Genomic DNA, 1663 nt, shown 5'->3' with positions numbered 1-1663 from the left:
AATAGAACTTCCGCCGTTCCTCGCACAGCTCGTCGTACAGCTCCTTGTGCAGCTCGCTGGGGCTTTGCTTCATCTGTCCCGTGCAGAATTCCCAGAAACGGTTGGCGGACTCGAAACCGTTCTTCTCGGCTATCTCCCTGAGCGGGCGGTCGTAGTGGTATTTCAAGTCCCGGCGTATCTGCCCGATGCGCTGTTCCCGCAGCCATTTGTTGGCGGACTGGCGGTATATCTTGCTGAATTTCTCGCGGAAGGTCGATACGCTCATGCAGAGCATCCCCGCCAGTTCCTCCACGCTGTTCGTGCGGTAGCTGTAGCGGTTCACTTTCAGCCGGAACACGGCGGCATACAGGGGCTTCAGCCGTTTCTCGGCATATTGCAGCTCCGCTTCGGTGAGCGGTGTGGGCTGGCGGCTCATTTGCTTGCGCCGCTCCACGAAGAAGTAGTCGCACACCTCGTTGCACATATTATACAGGGGACGGGGGATGCGGGTCTGGTACAGCACGTCGCACAGGTAGAGCATCTCCGGCGTGCGGAAGGCTTTCCGCCATGGCTCCACCAGTCCGTGCAGCAGCCGGTTCTGTACTTCCGTGTCTTCCGACAGGGCGAGCAGCATCAGCAGCGGGCGGCATCCTGGAGCCGACACATCCGGCAGCGCGGGCTGTTCCGTCAGCAGGTCGAGGAGGTGGTGGCATAGGTTTGTGTCCCGCGCATAGGGTTCCAGTGTGAGGTAACGCTTTGGGGTACGGGCTTTCAGCAGCCCTTTCACTTCTCCGCACAGGGCGGCGGTGGCCTGTTCCAAGCATTCCGGGGCGGTGGCGGACAACTGTTCGATGAAATTTGTTTGCATAAGAGATATATTTTTATTGTTTGATGAATCCGTAAAGATAACCGGTTGCCCCTGTCCGGTTGTTCCGCTTTCCGCCGGAAATGCCGCACGGTAGGGAAATATTGTGTTTATGGCAAGCATTATACCACTATTTCTATAAGCAACAGATAGAAAGTCGCGAACTGGACTATCAGAGAAACGACATAGATGCTGTAATAGAGCAGATACTTTTTCTTTTTGTCAAACTCGGCGAAATACTTCTTGTATTTGTCGTTCTTGAACAGAAATATTTCATTGACATAATATCCGCATATCACGAAGACTACGAGTAATGAATAAAAAATGATGTCGTTTTCCAAAATAATACGCACTAATTGTACACTTAGTATCTTGGAGCAGACAAGGCAGGCAAGACTGAATATCCAAAAGCTGATGGTGATTGGGGTGCTAAGTGCCATATTGCTGATATAGACATCGACACCTTTATCCATTCCGGCTGCTTCTTGTCGCTTATTAAGCGAAATGCATCGGTTTATATAGCGGTTGTTCCATTTCGAGAGGCTTAGCCAATGGAAAGGATTTAGCATCCTGTTGAAAATGAAGAACAGCAGCTTATAAGTGCAGTAATAATTGATATTGTAATATTTCTCCAATAATTTCATCATGCTTAATAAATAATGATGCATCCTTTTTCCACCTTGTTTTACGATTCCAAGCCAAATATCCAGTAACATGCCAACAGGTATAGCATGAGAAACACGATAAATCATACTCGAAAAAAGTGTCATTGATGACAGTTTTTCCGAATAGGGCATTCGCCATTATCTCTATATACCT

General features: G+C 49.0%; 3 protein-coding genes. All 3 read right to left on the bottom strand.

Going from position 1 to position 1663, the window contains the following annotated elements; translation table 11 throughout:
• The coding region (locus M3090_RS15220) for a helix-turn-helix transcriptional regulator (protein WP_249057680.1) at positions 1-847 on the bottom strand (847 nt) is incomplete at its 3' end.
• 119 nt (positions 848-966) lie between these two features.
• On the bottom strand, positions 967-1491 hold the full coding sequence (locus M3090_RS15215; RefSeq protein ID WP_204483447.1) for a hypothetical protein: 525 nt from the start codon (positions 1489-1491) through the stop codon (positions 967-969).
• Positions 1439-1663, bottom strand: a 225-nt coding sequence (locus tag M3090_RS15210; RefSeq protein ID WP_249057678.1) for a hypothetical protein, incomplete at its 5' end; no start/stop codon positions are given. The genes M3090_RS15215 and M3090_RS15210, both read right to left, overlap by 53 nt.

This window comes from Bacteroides sp. ET71, assembly GCF_023336905.1.
In the GTDB taxonomy this organism is placed as follows: Bacteria; Bacteroidota; Bacteroidia; order Bacteroidales; family Bacteroidaceae; genus Bacteroides.
The sequence above is the reverse complement of the archived record's forward strand: the minus strand, read 5'-3'. Positions and strand labels throughout refer to the sequence as shown.